Source organism: Streptococcus sp. HMSC065C01, from assembly GCF_001813525.1.
Taxonomy (GTDB): Bacteria; Bacillota; Bacilli; order Lactobacillales; family Streptococcaceae; genus Streptococcus; species Streptococcus parasanguinis_V.
Window position 1 is genome coordinate 75788 of the sequence record NZ_KV812837.1, and the last position, 20932, is coordinate 96719.

Annotated in this window: 20 protein-coding genes and 3 tRNA genes; 18 read left to right on the forward strand and 5 right to left on the reverse strand. The window is 42.3% G+C overall.

Annotation, left to right across the window (positions count from 1 at the left end):
- The first annotated feature begins 21 nt into the window (after window positions 1-21).
- From leuC to HMPREF2918_RS02980, 5 genes are all read left to right on the forward strand, one after another.
- A complete protein-coding gene (leuC, locus tag HMPREF2918_RS02960; RefSeq protein ID WP_031576978.1) occupies window positions 22-1404 on the forward strand; it encodes a 3-isopropylmalate dehydratase large subunit in 1383 nt (460 codons plus the stop codon).
- An 11-nt stretch (window positions 1405-1415) separates the two neighbouring features.
- Window positions 1416-2006, forward strand: coding sequence for a 3-isopropylmalate dehydratase small subunit (gene leuD / locus HMPREF2918_RS02965; protein ID WP_031576981.1), 591 nt, complete (start codon window positions 1416-1418; stop codon window positions 2004-2006).
- A gap of 98 nt (window positions 2007-2104) precedes the next feature.
- The gene (locus HMPREF2918_RS02970; RefSeq protein WP_031576983.1) at window positions 2105-2890 is read left to right on the forward strand and encodes an L-threonylcarbamoyladenylate synthase; all 786 of its coding nucleotides are present in this window, start codon (window positions 2105-2107) and stop codon (window positions 2888-2890) included.
- Between the two features lie 99 nt (window positions 2891-2989).
- Window positions 2990-3355, forward strand: a complete 366-nt coding sequence (locus HMPREF2918_RS02975; RefSeq protein WP_070594544.1) for a hypothetical protein — start codon at window positions 2990-2992, stop codon at window positions 3353-3355.
- Between the two features lie 56 nt (window positions 3356-3411).
- Window positions 3412-3822: a hypothetical protein gene (locus HMPREF2918_RS02980; protein WP_070594545.1), complete on the forward strand. Its 411-nt coding sequence runs from the start codon at window positions 3412-3414 to the stop codon at window positions 3820-3822.
- Window positions 3823-3879: 57 nt separating this feature from the next.
- Here the strand turns inward: HMPREF2918_RS02980 and plsY are convergent, their stop codons facing one another.
- Window positions 3880-4524, reverse strand: a complete 645-nt coding sequence (gene plsY / locus HMPREF2918_RS02985) for a glycerol-3-phosphate 1-O-acyltransferase PlsY (protein WP_070594546.1) — start codon at window positions 4522-4524, stop codon at window positions 3880-3882.
- Window positions 4525-4711: 187 nt separating this feature from the next.
- On the opposite strand from plsY, the gene parE reads away from it, so the two are divergent.
- From parE to HMPREF2918_RS03030, 9 genes are all read left to right on the forward strand, one after another.
- Entirely contained in the window at window positions 4712-6661 is a 1950-nt protein-coding gene (parE, locus tag HMPREF2918_RS02990) for a DNA topoisomerase IV subunit B (protein ID WP_070594547.1), read from the forward strand.
- Window positions 6662-6717: 56 nt separating this feature from the next.
- Window positions 6718-7536, forward strand: a complete 819-nt coding sequence (locus HMPREF2918_RS02995) for an aminoglycoside 6-adenylyltransferase (protein WP_070594548.1) — start codon at window positions 6718-6720, stop codon at window positions 7534-7536.
- 172 nt (window positions 7537-7708) lie between these two features.
- Window positions 7709-10162 (forward strand): DNA topoisomerase IV subunit A, encoded by a 2454-nt coding sequence (gene parC, locus HMPREF2918_RS03000; RefSeq protein ID WP_070594549.1) that lies wholly within the window; start codon window positions 7709-7711, stop codon window positions 10160-10162.
- Between the two features lie 175 nt (window positions 10163-10337).
- Window positions 10338-11360 (forward strand): branched-chain amino acid aminotransferase, encoded by a 1023-nt coding sequence (locus HMPREF2918_RS03005; protein ID WP_070594550.1) that lies wholly within the window; start codon window positions 10338-10340, stop codon window positions 11358-11360.
- A 236-nt stretch (window positions 11361-11596) separates the two neighbouring features.
- The gene (locus HMPREF2918_RS03010; protein ID WP_070594551.1) at window positions 11597-11827 is read left to right on the forward strand and encodes a DUF2969 domain-containing protein; all 231 of its coding nucleotides are present in this window, start codon (window positions 11597-11599) and stop codon (window positions 11825-11827) included.
- Between the two features lie 52 nt (window positions 11828-11879).
- Window positions 11880-11960: transfer RNA gene (locus tag HMPREF2918_RS03015), tRNA-Tyr, on the forward strand.
- 9 nt (window positions 11961-11969) lie between these two features.
- Window positions 11970-12041, forward strand: a tRNA-Gln gene (locus tag HMPREF2918_RS03020).
- A gap of 168 nt (window positions 12042-12209) precedes the next feature.
- Window positions 12210-13409: a 30S ribosomal protein S1 gene (gene rpsA / locus HMPREF2918_RS03025; protein WP_003011990.1), complete on the forward strand. Its 1200-nt coding sequence runs from the start codon at window positions 12210-12212 to the stop codon at window positions 13407-13409.
- Between the two features lie 231 nt (window positions 13410-13640).
- Window positions 13641-13712 (forward strand) — tRNA-Arg (locus HMPREF2918_RS03030).
- Window positions 13713-13800: 88 nt separating this feature from the next.
- Here the strand turns inward: HMPREF2918_RS03030 and HMPREF2918_RS03035 are convergent.
- Window positions 13801-14787: an L-lactate dehydrogenase gene (locus tag HMPREF2918_RS03035; protein WP_037607876.1), complete on the reverse strand. Its 987-nt coding sequence runs from the start codon at window positions 14785-14787 to the stop codon at window positions 13801-13803.
- A 198-nt stretch (window positions 14788-14985) separates the two neighbouring features.
- Here HMPREF2918_RS03035 and gyrA point away from each other — a divergent pair, with 198 nt between their 5' ends.
- From gyrA to radC, 4 genes are all read left to right on the forward strand, one after another.
- The gene (gyrA, locus tag HMPREF2918_RS03040; protein WP_070594552.1) at window positions 14986-17442 is read left to right on the forward strand and encodes a DNA gyrase subunit A; all 2457 of its coding nucleotides are present in this window, start codon (window positions 14986-14988) and stop codon (window positions 17440-17442) included.
- 13 nt (window positions 17443-17455) lie between these two features.
- Entirely contained in the window at window positions 17456-18199 is a 744-nt protein-coding gene (locus tag HMPREF2918_RS03045; protein WP_014713268.1) for a class A sortase, read from the forward strand.
- Between the two features lie 169 nt (window positions 18200-18368).
- Window positions 18369-18647 (forward strand): hypothetical protein, encoded by a 279-nt coding sequence (locus HMPREF2918_RS03050; RefSeq protein WP_003003299.1) that lies wholly within the window; start codon window positions 18369-18371, stop codon window positions 18645-18647.
- Between the two features lie 54 nt (window positions 18648-18701).
- Entirely contained in the window at window positions 18702-19385 is a 684-nt protein-coding gene (gene radC / locus HMPREF2918_RS03055; protein ID WP_024056079.1) for a RadC family protein, read from the forward strand.
- 202 nt (window positions 19386-19587) lie between these two features.
- Here radC and HMPREF2918_RS03060 read toward each other — a convergent pair whose 3' ends face one another.
- The 3 genes from HMPREF2918_RS03060 to HMPREF2918_RS03070 all read right to left on the reverse strand — a co-directional run bounded on the left by HMPREF2918_RS03060 (window position 19588) and on the right by HMPREF2918_RS03070 (window position 20930).
- Window positions 19588-20235, reverse strand: coding sequence for a redox-sensing transcriptional repressor Rex (locus tag HMPREF2918_RS03060; protein ID WP_070594553.1), 648 nt, complete (start codon window positions 20233-20235; stop codon window positions 19588-19590).
- A 130-nt stretch (window positions 20236-20365) separates the two neighbouring features.
- A complete protein-coding gene (locus tag HMPREF2918_RS03065; protein ID WP_049472497.1) occupies window positions 20366-20581 on the reverse strand; it encodes a DUF4649 family protein in 216 nt (71 codons plus the stop codon).
- 1 nt (window position 20582) lies between these two features.
- Window positions 20583-20930: a DUF1831 domain-containing protein gene (locus HMPREF2918_RS03070; protein WP_070594554.1), complete on the reverse strand. Its 348-nt coding sequence runs from the start codon at window positions 20928-20930 to the stop codon at window positions 20583-20585.
- Window positions 20931-20932: the final 2 nt, after the last annotated feature.

Consider the following 20932-nt stretch of genomic DNA (forward strand, 5'->3'; position numbering starts at 1 on the left):
GAAGATAAATGGAGAAAGACGATGAGTGGAAAATCTATCTTTGATAAACTTTGGGACCGCCACGTGATTACAGGAGTGGAAGGGCAACCCCAACTCATGTATGTGGACCAACACTACATCCACGAAGTGACGAGTCCGCAAGCCTTTCAAGGATTACGGGATGCAGGACGCAAGGTTCGACGACCCGATTTAACCTTTGGAACCTTTGATCACAATGTTCCAACGGTCAATATTTTTGATATTCGAGATGTGATTTCAAAAGCCCAGATTGATAAATTAGCTGAGAATGTGGTGGATTTTGGGATTGATCATGCTGCCCATGGTTCTGCTAAGCAAGGAATCGTTCATATGGTGGGCCCTGAAACCGGTCGGACCCAGCCTGGGAAATTTATTGTCTGTGGAGACAGCCATACCGCCACCCACGGAGCCTTCGGTGCCATCGCCTTTGGGATTGGAACCAGTGAAGTGGAGCATGTCTTTGCTACCCAAACCATTTGGCAAGTCAAACCAAAGAAAATGTTGGTTGAATTCACCGGAACCCCACAAAAAGGGATCTATTCAAAGGATTACATCCTAGCTTTGATCGCGCGCTACGGTGTTGCTTGTGGAGTTGGCTACGTTGTAGAGTATCGGGGAGAAGCAATTGATCGCTTGACCATGGAAGAACGCATGACCATCTGTAACATGTCGATCGAGTTCGGGTCCAAAATGGGGATCATGAATCCAGATGAGACGACCTTTGACTACCTCCGAGGACGTGAATGTGTGCCAGATGATTTTGAGGCCGCAGAAGCTGATTGGAAGACTCTGGTTAGTGATGACGACGCCGTTTATGATAAGGTCATCCGTATGGATGTATCTGATCTTGCTCCGATGGTGACTTGGGGGACCAATCCTTCTATGGGAGTGGACTTCGAGACTCCTTTTCCAGAGATTCGCGACATGAATGATGAACGGGCTTATCATTATATGGATCTAGAACCTGGCCAAAAACCAGCAGACATTGAACTAGGCTATATCTTTATCGGTTCTTGTACCAATGCGCGTCTCAGCGATTTGGAGTTGGCAGCCAAGTTTGTGAAAGGCAAAAAAATTGCGCCAAACTTAACTGCTATTGTGGTACCTGGATCTCGTCCGGTAAAGCAAGCCGCCGAAAAATTAGGCTTAGACAAGATCTTCATGGATGCGGGCTTTGAATGGCGTGATCCAGGATGCTCCATGTGTCTAGGAATGAATCCGGACAAGGTGCCGGATGGAGTCCACTGTGCCTCTACTAGCAACCGGAACTTTGAAGACCGCCAAGGATTTGGGGCTAAAACCCATCTCTGTAGCCCAGCAATGGCCGCTGCAGCAGCAATCGCTGGTCGCTTTGTCGACGTGCGCCAAATGCCAGAAGTCGAGTAATAGGAGGAAGCATGGAGAAATTTACCATTTATACGGGGACCACAGTTCCCTTGATGAACGATAATATCGATACTGACCAGATCCTCCCCAAGCAATTCTTAAAGCTGATTGATAAAAAAGGTTTTGGGAAATACCTCATGTATGCTTGGCGCTATTTGGATGACCAGTATACCGAGGATCCAGATTTTATCTTTAACAAGCCAGAATACCGCAAGGCAACCATTTTGATCACTGGTGACAATTTTGGGGCTGGTTCCTCTCGGGAGCACGCAGCCTGGGCTTTAGCTGATTATGGCTTTAAAGTCGTTATCGCCGGATCTTTCGGAGATATCCATTACAATAATGAGCTTAATAATGGCATGCTGCCGATTGTTCAACCGCTAGAGGTTCGTCAACAATTGGCAAGTTTGAAGCCAACAGATGAGGTAACAGTGGATTTGGAAGAGCAGAAGATCATCTCGCCTGTTGGAGAATTTCGCTTTGAGATCGATCAAGATTGGAAGCACAAATTGCTCAACGGCTTGGATGATATCGGGATTACGCTTCAGTACGAAGACTTGATCGCAGCTTATGAGAAGAATCGGCCAGCTTACTGGCAATGATAAAATTGTATACTTAATTACGAATTTTCTGAAAATATATTGAATTTGAGATTATTTTTTGATACAATACTAAAAAGAATAGAAAAGGAAAGAGACTTATGACAAGACACATTCAATGGGACGGACAACTTTCACAAGAAGGATTTGATATTCTTAAAGGAGAAGGGGGCTGTATCGTCTGCCCTACTAAAGTTGGCTACATCATCATGACCAGTGACAAGGCTGGCTTGGAACGGAAGTTCGAAGCCAAAGAACGCAACCGCAACAAACCAGGTGTGGTTCTTTGCGGAAGCATGGATGAACTTCGTGCCCTTGCACAATTGAATCCTGAAATCGAAGGCTTCTACCAAAAACATTGGGATGAAGATATCTTGCTTGGTTGTATCCTTCCTTGGCGTGAAGATGCTTATGCAAAATTGCAGGCTTTCGGAGATGGACGTGAAGAACTCATGACAGACGTTCGTGGAACTTCATGCTTTGTCATCAAATTTGGTAAAGCTGGTGAGCAAATCGCCAAAGAAATGTGGGAAAAAGAAGGCAAGATGGTTTACGCTTCTTCAGCCAACCCTTCCGGTAAAGGAAACCGCGGGAAGGTCGAAGGAATCGGTGAGCGCATCGAAGGTGCCGTTGACTTGGTCATTGAAGCCGATGATTATGTAGCTTCTATCCAACCAGACAAGACCATTGAAACTCGTTATGAACAAGGTGTGATGGTTTCTATGGTTGATGCGGAAGGAAAATTGATTCCAGAACAAGGAGCAGGTAGCCGTTCTGTCAATACGTGTCCAGTTGTGATCCGTAAAGGATTGGATATCGATAAGATTATGATGCACTTATCTGATCATTTCAACTCTTGGAACTACCGTCAAGGGGAATACTATTAAGAAACAGAAAAAAGCATTCCATTTGGGATGCTTTTTTTGTGAAAGGATAAAAGATGGTATAATAGAGGCAAACGATGTTCTAATAGAAGGGGAAGTGGTATGATCTCCAGAAAAGCGTTTATCGATAAATCCAATCAGGAAGGTTTTTCCTTCAACATCCAAATCCCATGGTGGAGGTACAATAACTTCAAGTCATTGGTTTGGAAAAGAAGGCTCTCTGAGGAACAACTCTATCAGATCTTTCTTTTACTTTGTAGAGAGGTAGAAGACCGGCAAATGCAGGTAGTAGAGGATAAGAGGAAGTATCAGACCGGATTTTATGTAGTGGCATGTAATGGCCACGAGTTTCGCTTTGAGTTTGCTTTTAAAAAGAACCAAGAACTAAGAGTTTATAATTTATTTGAGACCATCAATGGTCGTAAGAAACTCACCTTGATGGATCTGCTTGATTACATAATGGATTGACTATGTATAGAAACAATAAAGATTCACTACAGATTGATAAAAGAAAGAGTGGTTCTATGATTTCAAGAGATGCATTTTTAGAAAGAATCAGCCAAGAGGGATTTTCATTTAGTATTGACATCCCGCGCAGAAATTTTTCGGATTTTACATCATTAGTTCGGAGAAGAAGAATTTCAGAAGAAGACCTCTACCAGCTGTTTTATAACTATTGTCAAGAACTAGAAAACTGTTTGAAAGAAGCAGGGGAGAAACGACGCTTGCTCTTCAATAAGTTTCCAGTTAGCCCCGTTCATGATAAATATAAAACGAAATATGATACAGTGGCACCCAACGGACGCGAATTCCGCTTTGAGTTTGTATTTAGCAATGACAATCGTTTAAAAGTTTATCATCTTATTGAAACGGTTAATGGTCGTAGGAAAAAAACACCTATGGAAATACTGACGGACTTAGTCGATGCCTTATAATGAAGATCTGTTCAAAAGTATAAGGGGGATCCAATCAAAAAAACTAGAGTATGCGCTCTAGTTTTTTGGTTGTTGATGGGTGATGTTCTTTCCCCAAGGGATGAGATTTTCTTTTTTCTCTTTGATCCGTTGGATATTGTCCTTGTGACGAAGAATAATCAAGGTCGCTAAGGCCAAGACAATGATTGTAAAAAGTGGATCATATTTGTGCAAGATCCATCCAGTCAAAGGGAGAAGGAGGACCGATAGAATGGCGAGTAGCGCAACAGTAACACTCGAAAACGAAATCATGCTGGTTAAATACAGGCTGGCTACAAAATAAACAGCTAAAATGAGCAGCAGGATAGGCGAGAAACCAAGTAAGACACCAGCACTCGTCGCCACCGCTTTTCCACCCTTAAATCCAGCAAAAATTGGGAAAGTGTGCCCCAAAACAGCTAAGAGACCAAAGACCATCGGCGAGATCCCCTGAATTCCAAAGAAAGTCGGAAGGAGAACTGCCAAAGTTCCTTTCAAGAAATCAATCACAAAGACGATGATCCCAGCTTTCTTCCCTAAAATTCGAAAGGTATTGGTCGTTCCAGTATTGCCCGAGCCATGTTCCCGTAAATTAATATGGAAAAAGATTTTCCCAATCCATAATCCCGAAGGAATGGAGCCTAACAGATAGGCTAAAATTAAAACACTTATTTCTTTTATCATACTCTCATTATATCAAAAAGCCATCGATAGAAAAAGCAATTTCTGGAGTTCAAGTGTGACATCTGAAGAAAGTGTCCAGCCAGCTTTTTTTACTAAGATGTAGAAATCTCCATATAAAGAGAAAAAATTTTGCAAAATTTCCTAAAAAACTGTAATATAGAAAAGATGAACAAACAGGAGGTTCCTTGTGGCAAAAAAGGAAATCAATATTAATAATTATAATGACGATGCCATTCAGGTACTAGAAGGGTTGGATGCGGTCCGAAAACGTCCAGGGATGTATATCGGATCGACCGATGGAAATGGCTTGCATCACATGGTCTGGGAGATCGTGGATAATGCGGTCGATGAAGCCTTGTCTGGCTTTGGATCACAAATCGATGTAACGATTAATAAAGATGGTTCGCTATCAGTAGAAGACCAGGGACGTGGAATGCCGACCGGGATGCATGCTATGGGTAAACCAACCGTTGAGGTGATCTTTACGGTCCTCCACGCCGGAGGGAAGTTTGGCCAAGGAGGCTATAAGACATCTGGAGGTCTTCACGGAGTGGGATCTTCTGTCGTCAATGCCCTTTCTAGCTGGCTAGAGGTAGAAATTACCCGTGATGAAGCTGTCTACAAGCAACGTTTTGAAGATGGGGGAAAACCAGTTACAACACTCGAGAAGATTGGCTCTGCTCCCAAGTCTAAGACAGGGACCAAGGTCACCTTCATGCCAGATCCAACCATCTTTTCAACGACGGATTTCAAATTCAATACCATTGCTGAGCGAATCAAAGAATCAGCCTTCTTGCTGAAGGACGTGACGTTGACGCTGACCGATCTCCGCAAGGAAGAAGATAACCATGTGGCCTTTCACTATGAAAATGGTGTCCAAGATTTCGTAGAGTACTTGAACGAGGACAAGGAAACTTTGACACCGGTTCTCTACTTTAGTGGCGAATCAGATGGATTTCAGGTAGAGGTGGCCATGCAATACAATGATGGCTACTCAGATAATATCTTGTCCTTCGTTAATAATGTCCGCACCAAAGATGGGGGAACCCACGAGACGGGTCTGAAGACAGCCATCACTAAGGCTATGAACGACTATGCAAGAAAGACAGGACTCCTCAAAGAAAAAGACAAGAATCTGGAAGGATCAGACTACCGTGAAGGTTTGTCTGCTGTTCTCTCGATCCTGGTTCCAGAGGCCCATTTGCAGTTTGAAGGACAAACCAAAGACAAATTAGGAAGCCCCTTGGCTCGTCCAGTCGTCGATAGCATTGTTTCTGATAAATTGACCTTCTTCCTTATGGAAAATGGGGAGTTGGCTTCTAATCTCATTCGTAAGGCTATTAAAGCCCGGGATGCGCGTGAAGCCGCTCGTAAAGCCCGGGATGAAAGCCGAAATGGCAAGAAGAGCAAAAAAGACAAAGGACTTTTATCTGGTAAATTGACACCAGCCCAGTCTAAAAATCCTAAGAAAAACGAACTCTATCTAGTCGAAGGAGATTCAGCCGGTGGTTCGGCTAAGCAAGGTCGAGACCGGAAATTCCAAGCGATTCTTCCCCTTCGTGGGAAGGTTCTTAATACTGAGAAGGCCAATATGAGTGATATCCTCAAAAACGAGGAAATCAACACCATGATCTACACCATCGGTGCTGGAGTTGGTGCTGACTTTACGATCGAAGACGCCAACTATGACAAGATTATCATCATGACCGATGCGGATACGGATGGGGCCCACATTCAGACTCTGCTCCTAACTTTCTTCTACCGCTATATGCGACCCTTGGTCGAAGCAGGGCATGTCTACATTGCACTTCCTCCTCTTTATAAGATGTCGAAAGGAAAAGGCAAGAAAGAAGAAGTAGCCTATGCTTGGACAGATAGCGAATTAGAAGAGTTGCGTCGGACCTTTGGCCGTGGAGCAACCCTTCAACGTTACAAAGGGTTGGGGGAAATGAATGCGGATCAGCTTTGGGAAACCACCATGAATCCAGAAACTCGTACCCTGATACGTGTCACCATTGATGATTTAGCGCGTGCAGAACGCCGTGTCTCTGTCCTTATGGGAGATAAGGCTGCACCACGTCGTCAATGGATTGAAGACAATGTTAAGTTTACCTTAGAAGAAAATACAGTTTTTTAATCACTTTCTACTTATAAATTAAATAAGCTGGGATGTAGAAATGGTAAGGAATCGACATGAGAACTGATACAGAAATGATGAATCTGATTTTGCAGATAGCTGAGTCCTTGCAAGTGGAAGCAGTGGCCTTATCCGGTTCGCGAGCCAATCCTCGGGCACCCAAAGACGAGTTTCAAGATTATGATGTGGTCTATATCGTTGATGATCTAGAAGACCTGATTTCAGATTTATCCTGGTTGGATCAGTACGGAAACCGACTCATCGAACAGCACAACCGACTGGGACACCGTCGTCTGTATCTCATGCTCTTTGAAGATGGCAACCGTATCGATTTGACCCTCTGTCCCAAGGAGTCTATCCAAGAGTGGGTGGACAGCGAAGCAAATTTTGAAGTTATAAAAGACGACAAAGGCTTGTTTGAAGCCTATCAGCCTAATTCCAAGCGCTATTGGACCTGTCCGCCTACCGAAGAGGAATTTGTAGCTGCCTGCAATGAATTTTGGTGGGTATCGGCATATGTCGTCAAGGCCATTCGAAGAAATCAGCTTATCTATGCGACCGATCACCTCTATGGCATTTGCCAGCAAGAACTGCTCAAGGTCTTAGCTTTGCAGGTGACAAGCGATAGGGGAGTAGTTGATATCGGAAAGAACTACAAGTACCTCTTCCAGTATCTACCAGCTGAGCAAGAGAAGGAGTTCTCAGCTTTGCTTGATTTATCCAGTTTCGATAAAATCATTCAGTCTTTATTTGCTACCATGGGGCTATTCGATCGAGAAGCTCAAATTCTGGCCCAAAAGATGGGATTTACTTACGATAAGGAAGTGGCTGAGAAGATGATAGCTTATGCTAAAGAGAAACTTTCAAATCATTAATGAATCTATTTTAAACTAAAAAAAGGATCCTTTGGTTACTTGGTGTAACTGAATTCCTCTATATATAAAAGACTACTCAACATTCTTTGAAAGGAGTTGAACACGCCCTGAGTGCTGTGTGAAAAAGATAAATTTCTTATTTTCACTTTGTATTTTACGGGCTTTGTATCTTATGTCTAATATTCAAAATATGTCCTTGGAGGACATCATGGGGGAGCGCTTTGGTCGCTACTCCAAATACATTATTCAAGAACGGGCTCTTCCTGATATTCGGGATGGCTTGAAACCTGTTCAACGGCGGATTCTTTATTCTATGAATAAGGATGGCAATACCCATGACAAGGGCTACCGCAAGTCTGCCAAGTCTGTCGGAAATATCATGGGGAATTTCCACCCTCACGGGGACAGTTCCATCTACGATGCCATGGTCCGCATGTCTCAGGACTGGAAGAACCGTGAGATTTTAGTTGAAATGCACGGAAACAATGGTTCCATGGACGGTGATCCACCAGCAGCCATGCGTTATACCGAGGCGCGTTTATCTGAAATTGCAGGATATCTCCTGCAAGATATCGAAAAGAACACAGTACCATTTGCCTGGAACTTTGACGATACAGAAAAAGAGCCAACTGTTTTGCCGGCAGCCTTTCCAAACCTCTTGGTCAATGGAGCTACAGGGATTTCAGCTGGTTACGCGACTGATATTCCGCCACACAACCTTGCAGAAGTCATCGATGCTGTGGTCTACATGATCGACCATCCATCTGCCAAAGTAGACAAACTCATGGAGTTTTTACCTGGACCTGATTTCCCAACTGGTGCCATTATCCAGGGACGCGATGAGATCAAGAAAGCCTATGAAACTGGTAAGGGCAGGGTGGTTGTCCGCTCTAAAACAGAGATCGAGCAACTCAAAGGCGGTAAGCAACAAATCGTTGTCACCGAGATTCCTTATGAGATCAACAAGGCAGTCTTGGTCAAGAAGATCGACGATGTTCGTGTTAGCAACAAGGTTGCCGGTATCGCAGAAGTCCGGGATGAGTCTGACCGAGATGGTCTTCGTATTGCCATTGAGCTCAAAAAAGATGCCAATGCAGATTTGATCTTGAACTACTTGTTCAAGTATACAGACTTGCAGGTCAACTATAACTTCAATATGGTGGCAATTGATAACTACACACCACGTCAAGTGGGGATTGTACCGATTCTCTCTAGCTACATTGCTCACCGTCGGGATATCATTGTCGCTCGCTCGCGCTTTGATAAGGAAAAGGCAGAACGACGGCTCCACATCGTAGAGGGCTTAATCCGCGTGATTTCTATCCTCGATGAAGTCATTGCCTTGATCCGCGCTTCTGATAACAAGGCAGATGCCAAGGAAAACCTCAAGGTCAGCTACGATTTCACGGAAGAACAAGCAGAAGCCATTGTCACCTTGCAATTGTACCGTTTGACCAATACAGATATCGTCACCTTGGAAGAAGAGCATGCTAACCTCAAGGAGCAAATCGCTACCTTGGCTGCTATTATAGGGGATGAACGGACCATGTTCAATCTCATGAAGAAGGAATTGCGTGAAGTTAAGAAGCTCTTTGGCAATCCGCGACGCAGTGAGCTACAAGATACTGCTAAAACGATTGAGATTGATACAGCCAGTCTCATTGTCGAAGAAGAAACCTTCGTTAGCGTGACCCGTGCTGGCTATATCAAACGGACCTCTCCTCGTTCGTTCAATGCCTCAACACTGGAAGAAGTTGGAAAACGAGATGATGACGAGTTGATTTTCGTAGAGCCTGCTAAGACTACCCAGCATCTTTTACTCTTTACCAACTTGGGAAATGCCATTTATCGACCAATTCATGAATTGACAGATACCAAGTGGAAGGATATTGGGGAGCACTTGAGTCAAACTTTGACCAATTTCGAGCAGGAAGAAGAAATTCTCTTTGCGGAGATTGTGGATCAGTTTGAAGGTGTGACCTACTTTGCAGCTACCCAACAAGGACAAATCAAGCGCTTTGAACGCAAGGAATTGAGCCCATGGCGGACCTACCGCTCCAAATCAACGAAGTACGCTAAGCTGAAAGACCAAGAGGACCGTATCGTAGCGGTTGCACCAGTTGTCCTCGAGGACATCATGATCATTACCCAAAATGGCTATGGTCTGCGCTTCAATATTGAAGAGGTGCCGGTAGTTGGTGCTAAAGCAGCAGGGGTCAAAGCTATTAACCTGAAAGATGGAGATCAAGTGGTAGCCGTCTTTAAGTCAACGACTCCAAGCATGTACATTCTGACCCAGCGAGGCAGTCTGAAACGGATGTCCCAGGACGATATTCCTGTTACCAGCCGAGCTAAACGCGGACTTCAAGTCTTACGTGAACTGAAGTCTAAACCACACCGAGTCTTCAAGGCAGGTCCAGTTTTCACGGACCAAGGAGATTTTGATCTCTTTACGAGCCAGGAAGAAGTAGGAGAGCAAGATCAAATTCTTGCTATTACCTCTACCACTGGACAGGTGACAGAAGTTGATTTGACACAATTAAGCATTTCTGAAAGAACAAGCAATGGATCCTTTGTCAACGATACCATTTCGGATCAAGAAGTTTTTTCAGCTACTATCAAATAAGAGAAAGCGTCGGTCCATTCTAGGACTGACTTTCTTTGAAAATAAATTTTCTGAAAATTGAAAATTTCGCTTGAAATTCTCATGAAATGGTGTACAATAGTGTACATAGATTGAGAAACTGAATCGACCTGCATCAGATCGACAAGGAATAGAAAAAATTAAAAGGAGCACTATCATGACAGTATCACTTGATTGGGAAAACCTTGGCTTTTCATATATGAAATTACCTTATCGCTATTTGGCACATTATCGCAATGGAGCTTGGGAAAAAGGGGAATTGACAGAAGATGCGACTTTGCATTTGTCCGAATCTTCTCCAAGTTTGCATTACGGTCAGCAAGCCTTTGAAGGGTTGAAAGCCTACCGTACAAAAGATGGAAGCGTCCAATTGTTCCGTCCAGATCAAAATGCTAAACGTTTGCAACGTACAGCAGATCGTTTGTTGATGCCTCAAGTTCCAACGGATATGTTTGTGGATGCTTGTAAGGCAGTTGTAAAAGCAAATGAAGAGTATGTTCCACCGTATGGTACAGGAGCTACCCTTTACCTTCGTCCTCTTTTGATCGGTATTGGAGATATTATTGGCGTAAAACCAGCAGATGAGTATATCTTTACTATCTTTGCCATGCCTGTCGGTAACTACTTTAAAGGTGGTTTGGTTCCAACGAACTTCTTGATTCAAGATGAGTATGACCGTGCTGCACCACATGGTACTGGGGCTGCAAAAGTTGGTGGGAACTACGCAGCTAGTATGTTGCCAGGTAAGATTGCGCATGATCGTAACTTCTCTGACGTGATTTATCTCGATCCAGCGACGCACACCAAGATTGAAGAAGTTGGTTCTGCAAACTTCTTTGGAATCACTGCTAATAACGAATTTGTGACGCCATTGAGTCCTTCTATCTTGCCATCGATTACCAAGTATTCTTTGCTTTACTTGGCAGAACACCGTCTTGGTATGACACCAATTGAAGGGGATGTCTTTATCAATGACTTGGATCGCTTTGTAGAAGCAGGAGCTTGTGGTACCGCAGCTGTCATCTCTCCAATCGGAGGTGTTCAACACGGGGATGACTTCCATGTTTTCTATTCTGAAACAGAAGTAGGACCTGTCACACGGAAACTCTATGACGAGTTGACCGGTATCCAATTTGGCGATGTCGAAGCACCAGAAGGATGGATTGTCAAAGTCGATTAAACCGAAAGCATCTGAGATCAAAGTGTCCAGGCTTCAATGAGAACAAGTCTTAACGAAAAGACGCAGTAGCTAATGTTTCTCTTCATTCGCTTTTAGGAATAGAAGGGTGACGAATGACTCTTGCGGGGGTGGGATAAAGAAGGAATTTCTAACTAAATTCTTTCTGACCCACTCCCTTTTCTCTTGCGTCATCAAGAGAATTTTTGTAAAATAGAAAAAGTGAAAAGAGGGTTGAAATGAGTAAAAAAGATAAGAAAATTGAGATTCAAATCGTTGATAGTAAAGTAACCGTCGGGAAAGACACTTTTGATGGATTCACTTTGTCCATTGGAAAGAAAACGATTGGTGAAATTGCAGACATGTCTGGTCAATTTGCCATTATCAAAAATGGAAATGTGGATTCTATTTACAAAAAACTTGAAAAAGCCGTTGAAATTTTAATAGAAAATTATAATTTGAATAAATAAGGGCTTGCAATCATAGTAAATCAATGGTATAATAGATCCTGTTGATTTATATGGAGAGATAGCGAAGAGGCTAAACGCGGCGGACTGTAAATCCGCTCCTTCGGGTTCGGGGGTTCGAATCCCTCTCTCTCCATTTCATCCATGGGGTATAGCCAAGCGGTAAGGCAAGGGACTTTGACTCCCTCATGCGTTGGTTCGAATCCAGCTACCCCAGTTCTTAGGTAATATCAGATAAGTGATAAAATATCTATCCAGGTATTTTATTTCTTTATAGGATGAGTCGTTAAAGATTGTAGTTGATCTCATTGCGAGTGCTTGCTTAGGAAAAATAATTATAAGTATGTCAAGTTTTAGAAAACTTGATTGTTGGAGGATTTTTTAGATGAATGAATTTGAAGATTTGCTAAACAGTGTTAGCCAAGTTGAACCAGGTGACGTTGTTACTGCTGAAGTATTGACAGTTGACGCGAACCAAGCTAACGTTGCAATCTCTGGAACTGGTGTCGAAGGTGTCTTGACTCTTCGCGAATTGACAAACGATCGTGATGCTGACATCAACGACTTGGTAAAACCAGGTGAAACACTTGAATTGCTTGTTCTTCGTCAAGTAGTTGGTAAAGATACTGATACAGTAACTTACCTTGTATCTAAAAAACGTTTGGAAGCTCGCAAAGCATGGGACAAATTGGTTGGACGTGAAGAAGAAGTTGTTACTGTTAAAGGAACTCGCGCTGTTAAGGGCGGACTTTCAGTAGAATTTGAAGGACTTCGTGGATTTATTCCAGCTTCAATGCTTGATACTCGTTTTGTACGTAACACTGAACGTTTCGTAGGTCAAGAATTTGATGCTAAAATCAAAGAAGTAGATCCAAAAGAAAACCGCTTTATCCTTTCACGTCGTGAAGTTGTTGAAGCTGAATCAGCTGCAGCACGCGCAGAAGTATTTGGTAAATTGAACGTTGGTGATGTTGTAACTGGTAAAGTTGCACGTATCACAAGCTTCGGTGCTTTCATCGACCTTGGTGGTGTTGATGGATTGGTTCACTTGACAGAATTGTCACACGAACGCAACGTATCACCTAAATCAGTAGTAACTGTTGGTGAAGAAATCCAAGTGAAAGTTCTTGACTTGAACGAAGAAGAAGGTCGTGTATCACTTTCATTGAAAGCTACAACACCTGGACCTTGGGATGGCGTTGAACAAAAATTGGCTGCTGGTGATGTTATCGAAGGAACTGTTAAACGTTTGACTGACTTCGGTGCATTCGTTGAAGTATTGCCAGGTATCGACGGACTTGTACACATCTCACAAATTTCACACAAACGTGTTGAAAATCCAAAAGATGTTCTTAAAGTTGGACAAGAAGTAACTGTTAAAGTTCTTGAAGTAAATGCTGCAGATGAACGTGTATCACTTTCTATCAAAGCTCTTGAAGAACGTCCAGCTCAAGAAGAAGGCGAAAAACAAGAAAAACGTCAATCTCGTCCACGTCGTCCAAAACAAGAAAAACGCGACTTTGATCTTCCAGAAACTCAAACTGGATTCTCAATGGCTGACTTGTTTGGCGATATCGAATTGTAATATTCAAAAGAGGCTGGGACAAAAGTCCTAGCCTCTCAATTATTTTTGGTTTGTCGAGCAAGACGCAGTGGTTGAGCGAGCTCTACTACACTGGTTTCATCAGCTTTTACAGCCCTACTCAACTGTGCGGAGGTGTGACGACGAAATCGAATTCTAACGAATGACCAATTTCTGTCCCACTCTCTATTTTACTTGTAAAATTTTTGAAAATTTGATATACTATAACAGTTGCCACCCTTAGTGTAATGGATATCACGTAAGATTCCGGTTCTTGAGATGGGGGTTCGATTCCCTCAGGGTGGAAAGAAGAAAAGGTTGAGTGTTCTCAGCCTTTTATTTTTTTATTCAATTAAAAAAGACTCTCGAAATTTGAGAGTCTTTTCCAATCAGATTAGTTTTTTGATGCTTCTTGGAATTCAGGGTTTTTCCATGCTTCATCAATAATTGCTTTCAATTCTTTAGCAGAAGCGTGCATTTTTTGAAGTTCTGCATCATTCAATGGAATGTTTACTGGACGTACAATACCGTGTGCTCCAACAACAGCTGGTTGACCGATAAAGACATCATTGATTCCATATTGACCTTCTTGGAATACTGAAAGTGGAAGAACCGCATTTTCATCATCAAGAATAGCCTTAGTGATACGAGCAAGGGCAACAGCGATACCGTAGTATGTAGCACCTTTTTTGTTGATGATGGTGTAAGCCGCGTCACGAACACCTTCGAACAATTCAATCAATTCAGATTCTTGAACGTTTTGAGTGTCTTTAAGGAATTCTTCAAGGTTTACACCAGCGATGTTAGCGTGTGACCATACAGCGAATTCTGAGTCACCGTGTTCACCCATGATGTAGGCGTGTACTGAACGAGCATCCACATCCAATTTTTCAGCCAAAGCTTGACGGAAACGAGCAGAGTCAAGTGAAGTACCTGAACCGATAACGCGTTCTTTAGGGAATCCAGAGAATTTCCATGTAGAGTATGTCAATACGTCAACTGGGTTAGCAGCTACGAGGAAGATTCCGTTAAATCCTGATTCAACAACTTGTGTTACGATTGATTTGTTGATCGCAAGGTTTTTACCAACAAGATCAAGACGAGTTTCACCTGGTTTTTGAGGAGCACCTGCAGTAATTACAACAAGATCAGCGTCTGCACAGTCAGCGTACTCAGCCGCATAGATCTTCTTAGGTGAAGTGAAGGCAAGGGCGTGGCTAAGGTCAAGCGCATCTCCGACAGCTTTTTCGTGCAATTGAGGAATTTCGATAATTCCAAGCTCTTGTGCAATTCCTTGGTTAACAAGTGCAAAAGCGTAAGATGAACCTACAGCACCGTCACCGACAAGGATAACTTTTTTGTGTTGTTTAGTCAAAGTCATGAGTCTAAACGTCTCCTTCATTTTTTTTTGAGATAGATTCTCATACGTCTTCATTCTACCACTTTTGAAAGTCTTTGTCATCTGATACAGTATGAATCCTTGATGTAAACGTTTTTACGTTTGTGTTCCTAAGAAGAAAAATAGGCTAAAATGTGTTATAATAGTATGGTGAATTAAGTAAAGAGAGGCATTTTTTGAATGCAGGATAAGAATCTAATTGATGTGAATTTAACATCAGAAATGAAGACGAGTTTTATCGATTATGCCATGAGTGTTATCGTTGCTCGTGCCCTACCTGATGTTCGTGATGGTTTGAAACCTGTTCACCGTCGTATTTTGTACGGAATGAATGAATTGGGTGTTACACCAGATAAACCACATAAGAAGTCAGCCCGTATTACAGGGGATGTTATGGGTAAATACCACCCACACGGGGATTCCTCTATTTATGAAGCCATGGTTCGGATGGCGCAATGGTGGAGTTATCGGTACATGTTAGTGGATGGTCATGGAAACTTTGGTTCTATGGACGGTGATGGCGCCGCTGCACAACGGTATACAGAAGCCCGTATGAGTAAGATTGCTCTTGAAATGTTGCGGGATATCAATAAAAATACAGTTGATTTCGTTGATAACTATGATGCCAGTGAGCGCGAACCTTTGGTCTTACCTGCACGTTTCCCTAACCTTCTCGTCAATGGTGCTACTGGGATTGCTGTTGGGATGGCTACAAATATTCCTCCTCACAATCTGGGAGAAACCATTGACGCAGTGAAGCTGATGATGGATAATCCTGAGGTGACGACCCGTGAACTTATGGAAGTTCTTCCTGGTCCAGATTTCCCGACAGGTGCTTTGGTCATGGGGAAATCAGGTATCCACAAAGCCTATGAAACAGGGAAAGGCTCGATCGTTCTTCGTTCTCGTACAGAGATTGAAGTGACCAAGAGTGGCCGTGAACGGATTGTTGTCACTGAGTTCCCTTATATGGTCAATAAAACCAAGGTTCACGAGCACATCGTTCGCTTGGTGCAAGAAAAACGGATCGAAGGGATTACAGCTGTACGTGATGAATCAAACCGTGAAGGGGTTCGTTTTGTGATTGAGGTCCGCCGAGATGCTTCGGCTAACGTTATTTTGAACAACCTCTTTAAGATGACGCAAATGCAAACCAATTTTGGATTCAATATGTTGGCGATCCAAAGTGGTGTTCCAAAGATTCTTTCTCTTCGCCAAATTTTAGGGGCTTATATTGAGCACCAGAAAGAAGTGGTGACTCGCCGGACCATCTTTGATAAAGAAAAAGCGGAAGCACGTGCCCATATTTTAGAAGGTTTGCTCATTGCTTTGGATCACATCGATGAAGTGATCCGGATCATCCGCAATAGCCAGACAGATGCTGAAGCACAGGCTGAATTGATGGCGAAGTTCAAGCTTTCTGAACGTCAAAGTCAAGCCATTTTGGACATGCGTCTTCGTCGTTTGACCGGTTTGGAACGAGACAAGATCCAAAGTGAATACGATGATTTGGTTGCCTTGATTGCTGATTTAGCTGATATTTTAGCGAAACCAGAGCGTGTAGCTACTATTATCAAGGAAGAATTGGAAGAAGTCAAGCGCAAGTTTGGAGATGCTCGTCGGACTGAGTTGATGGTTGGTGAAGTCCTTTCTCTTGAAGATGAGGACTTGATTGAAGAAACAGATGTCTTGATCACCCTTTCTAACAAAGGCTACATCAAACGTTTGGACCAAGCAGAATTTACTGTGCAAAAACGTGGTGGACGTGGGGTTCAAGGAACTGGTGTGAAAGATGATGATTTTGTCCGTGAACTGGTATCTACGAGCACTCATGACCATCTGCTCTTCTTTACCAATAAGGGGCGTGTTTACCGTCTAAAAGGCTATGAGATTCCAGAATATGGTCGGACAGCCAAAGGATTGCCAATCGTCAATCTCTTAAAATTAGACGAAGGTGAATCGATTCAGACCATCATCAATGTGGAGCAAGACCGCAGTGACGAAGCTTATCTCTTCTTTACGACGCGACAAGGATTGGTCAAGAGGACCAATGTAGCTGAATTTTCAAATATTCGACAGAACGGTCTCAAAGCTCTGAATCTGCGTGATGAGGATGAATTGATCAATGTTTTCCTTACAGATGGTAATGCTGATGTTATTATCGGTACCAAGTATGGTTATTCTGTCCGCTTTAATGAGGCTGTAGTCCGCAATATGGGACGTTCTGCCACTGGTGTACGTGGTGTGAATCTCCGTGAAGGAGACAAGGTTGTTGGAGCTAGTGTCGTTACCGATCAAGATGAAGTATTGATTATTACTGAAAAAGGCTATGGTAAGCGCACAATGGCTAGCGAGTACCCAACTAAGGGCCGTGGCGGTAAAGGGATTAAAACTGCCAATATTACAGAGAAAAATGGTCCATTGGCTGGTCTTTTAACCATTAAAGGTGATGAAGATCTGATGATCATTACCGATACCGGTGTCATGATCCGCACAAGTGTTGGGAATATCTCTCAAACGGGTCGTTCAACTCAGGGTGTGAAAGTCATGAGACTGGATCAGGATGCGAAAATTGTGACCTTTACAACAGTCCAACCCGAAGAAAAAGATGAAGAAGTAGTGGAAGAAAACGAATAGATAAGGGGACAGCATGTCACGCAAAAGAAAAAAGAAAAAGAGTTTACGCAATACTCTTATCAACATCGTTGCAACACTTTTGATTATTCTCTCGCTTCTCTTGATTTTCAATGCTCCGATCCGAAACATGATTATGGTTTGGCATACCAACCAATACCAGGTTAGCAAGGTCGATAAAAAAACCATTGATAAGAATAAAGAAGTGAAGACGAGCTTTGATTTCCAACATGTCCAGTCACTTTCGACGGAAGCCGTCATCAATGCCCAATGGCAAGCTCAAAAGCTACCAGTAATTGGGGGGATTTCGATTCCTGAATTAAACATGAACCTTCCGATCTTTAAGGGGCTTGAAAATGTAGCCCTCTACTACGGAGCAGGGACCATGAAGGAAAACCAAGTCATGGGGCAAGGCAATTATTCTCTTGCTAGTCACCACGTGTTTGGTCTAACTGGAGCAAATGCCATGTTATTCTCACCATTAGAGAAAGCCAAGGCGGGTATGAAGATCTACATCACGGATAAAGAAAAAATCTATACTTATGTCATCTCGTCTGTTGAGACAGTGACTCCAGACCGTGTAGATGTCATTCAAGATCGTGAAGGTGTCAATGAGATCACCTTGGTGACTTGTGAGGATGCTGCAGCGACTTACCGTACGATTGTAAAAGGAAATTTGGAAACCTCTGTTGACTATGACAAGGCTCCAAAAGACATCCTGGATTCATTCAGCAAGTCTTATAATCAAATGCAACTTTAAGAAAATAAAGCCCAAGGCAGAGATGCCAGGGCTTTTTCTATGTAGGAAGCTAGGAGAAATTCTTGTAAAATTGTAAGAGATTGGTAATATTATGTAAGGAATTTGTCATAATATTAAGGGAAAATCAGTATATAATAGAGGAGAAAGAGTATGATAAGGAGGTAGAATAGTGACAAAAGAGCGAATTTATCATCTCTTACATCATTTCTACAATCTCTTAGTAAATGATTTTCCACGAAATGGTTTAATTACGAAAGGAATCTACGAAGTAGAGCAAGTCTACCAAGCTTTAGAAGCCATTCCTCAGAGTCAGGAGTACTTGATCCGCTGTGAAATTCAACAGTTTTTAAAGGAGCTTGAACAAGTTCAAACAGGTTATCAGATTCGCTTTAATAAAGATGAAGTCTTAGTGTTAGATGACTTGAAACAAGAAATTGCCTGTAAATAATGAAAGGTTGTCGTTTTCTCCATTTATTGCGAATTAATAAGTGAGGAGGAAATTATGTACGACATATCATTTATTGAACCATCTTTGCTTCCTAGAGAACGTTTGGTTTCTGAAGGAGTGGATAAGCTGAGTCATCAAGAATTGTTATCCATTCTCTTACGGACAGGCAATAAGAAAAAAAGTGTTTATGAGATTGCACAAGGTCTTTTGAGCTCAGTTAATAGTTTAAAGGAGTTAAGTCAATTAACCCTAGAGGAGCTACAGGAAATCTCTGGCATTGGCCGGGTGAAGGCCATCGAACTTCAGGCTGTGATTGAGTTTGGACGAAGGATTCATAAAGACGAATTGATGAGTTCCGAACAGATCATGAGCAGTCAGAAATTGGCACATAAAATTCAACAGGAAATCGGCCATAAGAAACAGGAACACCTGGTTGCCCTCTATTTGAATACGCAGAATGAAATTATTCATCAACAGACCATTTTTATTGGAACCGTGAATCGAAGTATTGCGGAGCCACGTGAAATCCTGCATTATGCACTAAAGCACATGGCAACCTCTATCATCTTGGCTCACAATCATCCATCTGGTGCCGTATTTCCAAGTAAAAATGATGATGAAGTAACACATCGAGTCTTAGAGGCCTGTGAAGTGATGGGTTTAACCCTATTAGATCACTTGATTGTATCTGAAGAAAACTATTATAGTTACCGTGAAGAGACAGATTATTTGGTATAAAAAAGAGAGTGGGACAGAAATCAGTAATTCGTTAGAATTCGATTTCGTCGTCCCACCTCCGCACAGTTGAGTAGGGCTGTAAAAGCTGATGAAATCAGCGTAGTAGAGCCCACTCAACCACTGCGTCTTGCTCGACAATCCAAAAATAATTGAGAGGCTAGGACTTTTGTCCCAGCCTCTTTTCTTGTTAATGTATAAATCTTTATTCTTCGTTTTTTCGCATGAAATAAAGGAGTGTTTGCAATTCACTGGTGAGATCGACATATTGGACGACGACGTCTTTAGGAACTGTCAGATGGACCGGAGAAAAGCTTAGAATTCCTTTGACACCGGCATCTACTAAAAGACTAGCCACTTCCTGCGCTTTAATACTTGGGACAGTTAAAATTGCTGTTTGAATGCCTTCTTTTTTGAGATTCTCTTTGATCGTAGAAATCCCATAAATGGGGATCCCATCCTTACTTTTGGTATTAATCAGTTCATGATCATCTAGATCAAATGCCATGACAATTTTCATCTTATTGCGTTCATGGAAGCGATAGTTGAGAAGCGCACTTCCCATATTTCCGATCCCCACAATAGCGACATTGGTAATGGCATTATCATTTAAGAGATCGGCAAAGAAGTTCATCAGTTTTTTTACGTCATAACCAAATCCCCGTCTTCCTAATTCACCAAAATAAGAAAAATCTCGGCGAACGGTAGCAGAGTCAATCCCAATTGCATCAGCAATTTGCTTTGAATTGGCGCGCTCTATTTTTTCAGAGTTAAAGCGTTTAAAAATGCGGTAGTAGAGCGATAAGCGTTTTGCTGTTGCGCGTGGAATTGGAGTATTTTTATCATGTTTCACAATATCACAACCTTTCCCTCTTATTGTATAGGAAGATTGTGAAAAAATCAACTATCTAGAATCGTTTTTCAAAAATATTTTCGTCTAAAGAAAAAGCTGATGGCGATGGGAGAGTTCCATCAGCATCAGCTTAGTTTTCAGCTTGTTCTACCTTTTTCAGATAAGCATAGAGCCCATCGACCCGTCCTGTATAGGGGAGCTTTTCCCCCTTGTATTCAATGGATACGATTGAGTAAGAGTCAGGCAGGGTTACACAGCCTGAAAAAGCTAGGATACAGGCTGCAAGGTCAGGATAAGTAGTCGTTCGTTCTACTTGGTAAGCATCGATATAAGTTAAGGTTACCATATTAGACCTCTGTTTTGTTGAAAATTTCTCTTTCGACAAGACTATCCATTAGGAAATAGAATTTTTGTTGGATGATATCATTCTCTGGATTTTTAAAGATATTAACCAGGCGAAGTCCAGACTTGTCAGTAATATTGATCTTAAAACCTGTCAAATCTTTATTGAAAATGATTTTAAGTAGGAAGCCTTCGCCGCTATTTGGAACGACTTCGAGCAAACGATTTAACTCGTAATTTCCAACTTTTGTAACAGCGAATGTATTGTCACGTAAGGTATATTTTTTAACATTTGGGTGTAGACTATAGGTATATTTGCAGTCTTTCAATGAAACACTTGTTTCAAAAGCCATAT

What these genes read in the sequence shown, in the direction of transcription:
- leuC (WP_031576978.1), top strand. Translation starts at nt 22, where the DNA reads ATGAGTGGAAAATCTATCTTTGATAAACTTTGGGACCGCCACGTGATT.
- leuD (WP_031576981.1), top strand. Translation starts at nt 1,416, where the DNA reads ATGGAGAAATTTACCATTTATACGGGGACCACAGTTCCCTTGATGAAC.
- HMPREF2918_RS02970 (WP_031576983.1), top strand. Translation starts at nt 2,105, where the DNA reads ATGACAAGACACATTCAATGGGACGGACAACTTTCACAAGAAGGATTT.
- HMPREF2918_RS02975 (WP_070594544.1), top strand. Translation starts at nt 2,990, where the DNA reads ATGATCTCCAGAAAAGCGTTTATCGATAAATCCAATCAGGAAGGTTTT.
- HMPREF2918_RS02980 (WP_070594545.1), top strand. Translation starts at nt 3,412, where the DNA reads ATGATTTCAAGAGATGCATTTTTAGAAAGAATCAGCCAAGAGGGATTT.
- plsY (WP_070594546.1), bottom strand. Translation starts at nt 4,524, where the DNA reads ATGATAAAAGAAATAAGTGTTTTAATTTTAGCCTATCTGTTAGGCTCC.
- HMPREF2918_RS02995 (WP_070594548.1), top strand. Translation starts at nt 6,718, where the DNA reads ATGAGAACTGATACAGAAATGATGAATCTGATTTTGCAGATAGCTGAG.
- parC (WP_070594549.1), top strand. Translation starts at nt 7,709, where the DNA reads ATGTCTAATATTCAAAATATGTCCTTGGAGGACATCATGGGGGAGCGC.
- HMPREF2918_RS03005 (WP_070594550.1), top strand. Translation starts at nt 10,338, where the DNA reads ATGACAGTATCACTTGATTGGGAAAACCTTGGCTTTTCATATATGAAA.
- HMPREF2918_RS03010 (WP_070594551.1), top strand. Translation starts at nt 11,597, where the DNA reads ATGAGTAAAAAAGATAAGAAAATTGAGATTCAAATCGTTGATAGTAAA.
- rpsA (WP_003011990.1), top strand. Translation starts at nt 12,210, where the DNA reads ATGAATGAATTTGAAGATTTGCTAAACAGTGTTAGCCAAGTTGAACCA.
- HMPREF2918_RS03035 (WP_037607876.1), bottom strand. Translation starts at nt 14,787, where the DNA reads ATGACTTTGACTAAACAACACAAAAAAGTTATCCTTGTCGGTGACGGT.
- gyrA (WP_070594552.1), top strand. Translation starts at nt 14,986, where the DNA reads ATGCAGGATAAGAATCTAATTGATGTGAATTTAACATCAGAAATGAAG.
- HMPREF2918_RS03045 (WP_014713268.1), top strand. Translation starts at nt 17,456, where the DNA reads ATGTCACGCAAAAGAAAAAAGAAAAAGAGTTTACGCAATACTCTTATC.
- radC (WP_024056079.1), top strand. Translation starts at nt 18,702, where the DNA reads ATGTACGACATATCATTTATTGAACCATCTTTGCTTCCTAGAGAACGT.
- HMPREF2918_RS03065 (WP_049472497.1), bottom strand. Translation starts at nt 20,581, where the DNA reads ATGGTAACCTTAACTTATATCGATGCTTACCAAGTAGAACGAACGACT.
- HMPREF2918_RS03070 (WP_070594554.1), bottom strand. Translation starts at nt 20,930, where the DNA reads ATGGCTTTTGAAACAAGTGTTTCATTGAAAGACTGCAAATATACCTAT.